Source organism: Bradyrhizobium sp. ORS 375 (assembly GCF_000239775.1).
Taxonomy (GTDB): Bacteria; Pseudomonadota; Alphaproteobacteria; order Rhizobiales; family Xanthobacteraceae; genus Bradyrhizobium.
The window spans coordinates 22,919-29,177 of record NZ_CAFI01000006.1 but is presented as its reverse complement, the minus strand read 5'-3'; the positions used below and the strand labels follow the sequence as shown (position 1 = coordinate 29,177).

Annotated in this window: 5 protein-coding genes, 1 tRNA gene and 1 pseudogene; 2 read left to right on the top strand and 5 right to left on the bottom strand. The window is 62.5% G+C overall.

Translation table 11 applies throughout. The features are described from left to right. The 3 genes from BRAO375_RS00630 to BRAO375_RS00620 form a co-directional block, all read right to left on the bottom strand. Positions 1–1,438: HAMP domain-containing protein (locus tag BRAO375_RS00630; RefSeq protein WP_244423086.1), on the bottom strand; the 1,438-nt coding region annotated here is incomplete at its 3' end. A 125-nt stretch (positions 1,439–1,563) separates the two neighbouring features. Then, on the bottom strand, positions 1,564–2,346 hold the full coding sequence (gene hisN / locus BRAO375_RS00625) for a histidinol-phosphatase (RefSeq protein ID WP_009025505.1): 783 nt from the start codon (positions 2,344–2,346) through the stop codon (positions 1,564–1,566). A 491-nt stretch (positions 2,347–2,837) separates the two neighbouring features. Continuing rightward, a complete protein-coding gene (locus tag BRAO375_RS00620) occupies positions 2,838–3,722 on the bottom strand; it encodes an N-formylglutamate amidohydrolase (RefSeq protein WP_009025504.1) in 885 nt (294 codons plus the stop codon). A gap of 377 nt (positions 3,723–4,099) precedes the next feature. Between BRAO375_RS00620 and cpdR the strand changes: the two genes are divergently transcribed. Next, positions 4,100–4,459 (top strand): cell cycle two-component system response regulator CpdR, encoded by a 360-nt coding sequence (cpdR, locus tag BRAO375_RS00615; protein WP_006610087.1) that lies wholly within the window; start codon positions 4,100–4,102, stop codon positions 4,457–4,459. A gap of 177 nt (positions 4,460–4,636) precedes the next feature. Further along, positions 4,637–4,711 (top strand) — tRNA-Val (locus tag BRAO375_RS00610). Between the two features lie 161 nt (positions 4,712–4,872). On the opposite strand, the pseudogene BRAO375_RS38990 reads toward BRAO375_RS00610, so the two are convergent. Next, positions 4,873–5,478: pseudogene (locus BRAO375_RS38990) on the bottom strand (tyrosine-type recombinase/integrase); the annotation flags it as partial. A 455-nt stretch (positions 5,479–5,933) separates the two neighbouring features. Beyond that, complete coding sequence (locus tag BRAO375_RS37110) at positions 5,934–6,119, bottom strand: hypothetical protein (protein ID WP_009025502.1); 186 nt, start codon at positions 6,117–6,119, stop codon at positions 5,934–5,936. Positions 6,120–6,259: the final 140 nt, after the last annotated feature.

The window sequence follows — 6,259 nt, the reverse complement described above, 5'->3', positions numbered from 1 at the left end:
GCTCGTTGGTGCGGCGCGCCTGGCCGACCGCTTCGCCCGCGATCCGCGCGGATTCCTGCACCTGGCGGCTGATCTCGACCACCGAGGCCGACAGCTGCTCGGTCGCCGAGGCCACCGACTGCACACCGGCGGCGGCTTCCTCGGAGGCCGAGGCCACGGAGGTCGCGAGCGACTGTCCATGCTGGGCATTCCGCGTCAGAGTCGTTGCCGACGCTTCGAGCTCGGTCGAGGCCGACGACACGGTCTCGATGATGCGGCCGATCGCCGTCTCGAAACTGGTCGCCAGCGCCGCCATGTCCGCCTTGCGCCGCTCGGCCTGGCGTTCCTCGATCTCGGCCTGCTCGGCGCGTAGCCGCTCGGTCTCGATCATGTTGGTCTTGAAGACCTCGACCGCGCCGGCCATCTCGCCGATCTCGTCGCGCCGGCCGACGCCGGGAATCTGGATCGATGCATCGCCGCCGGCGAGGCGGGCCATCGCCTGCACCATCTGGCGGACCGCGTTGGAGATGCCCTGGCCGATCAGGAACGACACGCCGCTGACCAGGATGAGGGAGATGCCGAGCGTCCACAGCATGGCGTGCCTGACGGCCTCCTCGGATCGAGCATTCGCCGTCTGCGCGGCGACATATTGCTGGGCGACGGCCTTGCCGATGTCGGCGATCAACGGCTCGATCTCGGCAAATGCCTTCGACATCGCGGCGCTGTGGCGCGCTGCGTCCTGAAAACCGTCGGACCAGGCGAGGAAGTCCTTCTGATACTTGTCGAGCTTCTGGCCGATATCCGACTTCATGTCGGAGGAGAGATCGGTCGCCGCCAGCGTCTTGGAGAAATCCGTGGCGGCGCCCTTCAGCTGCGCGACGTATTTCGCGTCGCCGCGGAGCATGAAGTCCTTCTCATGCCGACGCAGCATCAGCATGCCGCTCATCAGCCTCGGATCGTTGATCTCCTTGAGCTTGGCCTCGATGTCGTGCACTGCTGATCGCAGCGACCCGGACAGCCCGAGCGTCTCGTTCAATCCGAGCCGGACCTCCGCGCGCTCGACCTCGGCGAACTCCTGGCGATAGGCGGCAAAGCCCTTGCTGACGGCATCGACCTTGTCGACCATAGTTCGCTCGCCGGCGGAGCGGCTCTTGCTGCCGAGATCGTCAAGATCGCGCTGGATGGCGGCGCTCAGCTCGGCGTGACGCGCGGCGTATTTCTGGTCGTGGCGAAGCAGGAAATCCTTTTCGGCGCGCCGCGCCTCGAGCAGGTCGGTCGCGAGCTTCTGATTGATGTCGTCGATATCCCGCGCTTGGGCGGCGAGGGTGCGCGAGGCGTCCTGGGTTCTGCTGCCCGCCCAATAGATCGCGCCGAAGGTCATCAGCGCGACGATGCCGAGGAGGGCGATGGCCATGATCTTGTGTGTGAGGCGGAGCGAGAGACCCTTCATTGCAAGCATTCCCAATTCCAGCAGAATTAAATGTGCATTTTAATTGCATCTGCTGAAAAGCTAGGCAGCGTCTCTCAATGAGGGGTTAATATTGCACGGTAAAGTGCTTAGTTCGTAGTTCTACGGAGCTTACGCTAACCTCCAAGCCGTTTGATCGCCGCCTCATGGACGCGCCTGTCGCCGGCGGCGATGATCCGTCCGCCGTTCTGCGCCGGACCACCGTCCCAATTCGTCACGATGCCGCCGGCGCCGTTGATGATCGGGATCAGCGCCGCGATGTCGTAGGGCTTGAGCTCGGTCTCGATGACGAGATCGAGATGGCCGGCGGCCAGCATGCAATAGGAGTAGCAATCACCGCCATAGCGCGACAACCGCGTCTCTGCCTCGACCTTGGTGAAGATCGCGCGATCGCTCTCGTTCATCAGCAGCGGGCTCGTCGTGTAGCACACCGCGTCCTCGAGCCGCTCGCAGCGCCGCACCGACAGCCGGCGCTCGCCGCTTGCGTTCTTGTAGTTCGCCGAGCCGTTGTCGCCGGCGAAGCGCTCGGCGATGAAGGGCTGGTGCATCATGCCGAACACCGGCGTGCCCTTGTGCAGCAGCGCGATCAAGGTGCCCCAGGTCGGAAAGCCCGCGATGAAGGACTTGGTGCCGTCGATCGGGTCGAGCACCCAGACATAGTCGGCGTCCTCGCGCTCGTTGCCGAACTCCTCGCCGACGATGCCGTGCTGGGGGAAATTCGCCTTGATCAGCCGGCGCATCACCGCCTCGGCGGCGCGGTCGGCCTCGGTGACCGGATCGAAATCGTGCCGGTTGCTCTTGTTGTCGACCAGGAGGGAGGTCCGGAAGAACGGCAGGATGGTTTCGCCCGAGGCGGTCGCCAGGCGACCGATGAAGGCAGAGAAATCGATGACCGTCACAACACGTCCTTCAGTGAGGGAATCGGATGGCAGGCGCGCCGGCTCATGCCTAGCTCAAAGCGGCCAGACGCGCATCCGCAGATGGAACGGCGACTTGGCATCTTGGATATCGTTCGGTGACCTCGGGTGTTCGCTTCGCGCGCGTTTTGCGTTCCGGACCGTCAATTGAAACCGCAAGCGAAACGCAGAACGGCGGTTTTCATTGATCAGACTTTTTGATCAAGTCATTGACAAATCTGATGAAAATACCGGTTGAGCCGCGCTTTGCGCAAAGCCGGCCTGTGTTTTTTGCATGGAGATCAGCCGAAAAACCCTTGCGCTTTGTGCAGCGCATCTGCATATTGTTGCGGTGCGGTAGCGCTTCGCGTTATCGCTGCCCTCCTTGGGCGTTTCCTCCCTAGACTTGGGCCGCTTGTCATTCAAGCGGCCCTTTTTTTTGCGCCGACGCGATCAGCGACGAAGCCTCGTCCGGTCGTGGACGCAGCAGCCTTCTATTCCGCGGCGGCCTGGAACGGCCCGAGATCTCCGAGCGGCACAGTCGCCAGCACTTCGGCGAGCACGGCGAGATCGGAGGCGACCTGGGCGAAGCGCGGGCCGCGCTCACGCTTGCGCTCGTCCATGTAGACCGCGCGGTTGAGCTCGATCTGGATCGCGTGCAGGCCGGAAGCCGGATTGCCGTAATGTTCGGTGATGAAGCCGCCGGCATAGGGCTTGTTGCGGCCGACCGAATATCCGAGCCGCCCGAGCACGTCCTCGAACAGGTCGGGCAGCAGCGACGCGCAGCTCGTGCCGTAGCGATCGCCGATCACCATGTCCGGCCGCCGCGGCTCGTCACGCGACACCCCGACCGAGGGCATCGAGTGGCAGTCGACCAGCACCACGGTGCCGAACTGCTGGTGGACGCGGTTGATCAGCCGGCGCAGCGCCCGGTGATACGGCTTGTAGAGCGTCTCGATCCGATGCAGCGCCTCGTCGACGCTGAGCCGGTCGCGATAGATCTCCTGGCCGTCGCCGACGACGCGCGGAATGGTGCCGAGGCCGCCGGCGACCCGCATCGAGCGCGTGTTGGCGAAGCTTGGTAGCCGGCCGGTGAACATCCTGGGATCGAGCTCATAGGGCTCGCGGTTGACGTCGACATAGCAGCGCGGGAAATGCACCCGCACCACGGGAAAGCCGCGCGTCAGCAGGTCGGCGATCAACTCGTCCATGAACGAGTCTTCCGAGCGCCGCAGCGACGGCAGATCGATTCGCGAGGCCTGCAGGAAATGATCGGGATAGACCGAGCCGGAGTGTGGCGAATTGAAGATGATGGGCGCGCGCCACTCGGCCGGCTCCATGATCTCGAACGGCGGCAATTCGCCTTCAAAGTCCGTCATCTCTGGGCGCCGTCCCCTTCGTCACGTTCGTCGATGTCACGTTCGTCGATATTACGATCGTCGATGTCACGTTCATTGATTCGCCGGTATCCTCCGGCCGTAGGGCGCTGGACAACGCTGGCACTCGTCATTCGCCACCCTGCATCTTCGATAATCCGAGGCGTTCTGCCAAGCGAAAAGCAATGAAAAAGATCCCGTCCGCTTTGGAACAACTCTGAGCAGGCGTGCAGCTTTTGGGCGACCGGCGCGCAATCGGCCCTCAAATTGCCTTGCCGATGTCGGATCAAAGCTTGCAATCTTTCACCCGAAATTTACCGCCTGTCAGGCTTAGTGGCGGCAACGCTCCGCCTCTCACCCGGACCAGACTGCTCCCCACCATGCACAAGATCCTCCTCGCCGAAGACGACAACGACATGCGCCGCTTCCTGGTCAAGGCATTGGAAAATGCCGGGTTCCAGGTCTCGCCCCACGACAACGGCATGTCGGCCTACCAGCGGCTGCGCGAGGAGCCGTTCGAGATGCTCCTGACCGACATCGTGATGCCGGAGATGGACGGCATCGAGCTGGCGCGCCGCGCCTCCGAGCTCGATCCGGACATCAAGATCATGTTCATCACCGGCTTCGCCGCGGTCGCGCTGAACTCCGATTCGGAGGCGCCCAAGAACGCCAAGGTGCTGTCCAAGCCGGTGCACCTTCGCGAGCTGGTCAGCGAAGTCAACAAGATGCTGGCGGCCTGAGCCGCCAAGCCGTGGTGCGGCGGCGCCTGCGGCTTGGACCCGGGAGCCTTTGACCCGGTGCTTTGGACCGGCCGTTCCGGGGCCGGCGGATTATTCCCAATTTCGGCATTTTGCGTCCTTGCCTGCCTGCGTGGGAGCCGATATAGGGACGCCCACCCGAACGGACTTCTTGGATTAGGGCACGTAGCTCAGCGGGAGAGCACTACCTTGACATGGTAGGGGTCACAGGTTCGATCCCTGTCGTGCCCACCACCCTTCCGGACGTCGGCTGTTTTCATTGAGCTTTTCGTTCGATTTCCCGCACCTAGCTTGTCGGTGAGGGAATAGACGTTCGCTCTATGGTCCGCGGAGCCGATCATTCGCTCGAGCTTGGCGACGCCGCCATACGCCAATTTCTTGCGGTTGGCGTTCCGCGTGTAATGGCTTGCCATCCGACGATCGGTCCAACCGAAGATCGCATCCAGCTCGGCTTCCGTTGCTCCGTTTTCGGCGGCGACGGTCGCAGCCGCCTTGCGTAGGCCGTGCGCTGATCGATTCGCCAACCCAGCGGCGACGCACTTCTCCTTGAACAGGTTGCCCAGGCTCTCCTTGGTCATCGGCTTGCCCTGCCGGGTCGCGATGTAGGTCTCGGTTCCGACCGGACCTGCCTCCAACGTCCGGCGCAGGACATCGAGCATCGGGAAGGTGACCTCAATGGTCTCGCTCCCCTTTTCGAGGCGCTTCGTGATGATCGGAACGGAGATCTGTTCGAGTTTTCCGTCAGGGCCAATCCGCTCTTGCACCTGTTCGGTCACGTCGGCAGGGCCGAATGATGCTGCGTCACCCCGCCGAAAGCCGGTGAAGAGGTAGACGTCGATCATGACGCGCTCTCGCGTGCCGAGCGGCCAGCGCTTGTAGTAACGCCGAACGTCAGCATCAGACCAGGTGACGAAGCCTTCTGTCTTCGCCGGCTTGGGTGTCTTGATTCCTTCGGTCGGATCTACCGGCAGAATCTTTTGCGCGACAGCCCACGCGAACATCCGTCTCATGGTGGTGAGGAAATGCCGGGCCGCGGAGGGGTTCTGAGCGCGACGCCCAAGCCCGTCCAGAATGTGCTGCTTCTGGATGGCGGCGGCTCTTTTGTTGCCGTTGGCCTCCAGAACATGAAACATCAGGCTGTTGCGTTGCTTGTGCGTGCTCGCCTTCATCTCGCGCCAATCAGGCGCCTTTGCCTTGTATTCTTCCCATAGCCATTTGAGGCTACCATCAAAGACCTTCGCCCTGGCCTCGCTGGGATCGACTGCGAGGCGTGGCCGATTGAACATGTCGGCTACAGCGATGTCGTAATTGCGGTTGAATTCTATGGAGCCGTACTCGCCGCGAATGCGAGTGCGTTTGCCGCCGATGTCCTTGTTGCGGACGTACCAAACCGTCCTGCCATGACGGTTGGTCTCCTTGTGAAGGTAGGGCTTGCGAGGACGGGGCATGAAGCGAATCAAAGCACGAAATGCTCTTCGCGCTCAACAGTCTCATCGATGTCCTGCTCTTCTTTGTATCTGACCAGGTCGACGATGATCGTGCCGTCCGGCCTAATTCGTATGGATGAAGCGCCGGCCGCTTTTGCAGCGCGGATCGCTCGTGCCATTTCGCCTTGGGTAAATCGAGCGGGGCGCCGGCTCATGGAACGCCTTCAGTTGACATCGCGCTCTGCCGTAAGCGCATTTCCAATGTGTAGAATTATATAGCTCGGTCCGAACTCGTCGTCCGCATCTCGCGGGATCGTCCCTGAAGCGGGATGCCGTAGCGTAGAAAAGGATGGGG

What these genes read in the sequence shown, in the direction of transcription:
- BRAO375_RS00620 (WP_009025504.1), bottom strand. Translation starts at nt 3,722, where the DNA reads ATGACGGACTTTGAAGGCGAATTGCCGCCGTTCGAGATCATGGAGCCG.
- cpdR (WP_006610087.1), top strand. Translation starts at nt 4,100, where the DNA reads ATGCACAAGATCCTCCTCGCCGAAGACGACAACGACATGCGCCGCTTC.
- BRAO375_RS37110 (WP_009025502.1), bottom strand. Translation starts at nt 6,119, where the DNA reads ATGAGCCGGCGCCCCGCTCGATTTACCCAAGGCGAAATGGCACGAGCG.